The 423-nt window shown below is 68.1% G+C and carries 1 protein-coding gene; it reads left to right on the top strand.

The window, feature by feature from the left end; translation table 11 throughout:
- On the top strand, nucleotides 1–423 hold a 423-nt coding region (locus tag FQ755_RS17185; RefSeq protein WP_144156047.1), incomplete at both ends, for a phosphopantetheine-binding protein.

Raw genomic sequence — 423 nt, 5'->3', positions numbered from 1 at the left:
ATGGTGCCGTCGGCACTGGTGGTGCTGGAGGCGATGCCGCTGAGCCCGAACGGGAAGGTGGACAGGAAGGCGCTACCGGAGCCGGAGTATATGGAGCGCGAGTACGAGGCGCCGGTGGGCGAGGTGGAAGAGGCGCTGGCGAGCGTCTGGGCGGACGTACTGCAGGTCGCGCGCGTTGGCCGGCATGACAATTTCTTTGCGCTCGGCGGTGACTCTATCTTGATCCTGAAGGTGGTGGCGCGCGCGGTGAAGGCCGGTGTGACGGTGACCCCGCGACAGCTGTTCGAGACACAGACGGTGGCGGGGCTGGCCCAGGCGGTCGCGGGGGCGCAGGCGTCGAAGGCGCCGCCCCTGGTCGCGGTACCACGTGACGGGCCACTGCCGTTGTCGTATGCACAGCAGCGGCTATGGTTCCTGTGGAAC

The sequence above is a fragment of the Paraburkholderia sp. BCC1885 genome (assembly GCF_900996235.1).
Classification (GTDB): domain Bacteria; phylum Pseudomonadota; class Gammaproteobacteria; order Burkholderiales; family Burkholderiaceae; genus Paraburkholderia.
The sequence above is the reverse complement of the archived record's forward strand: the minus strand, read 5'-3'. Positions and strand labels throughout refer to the sequence as shown.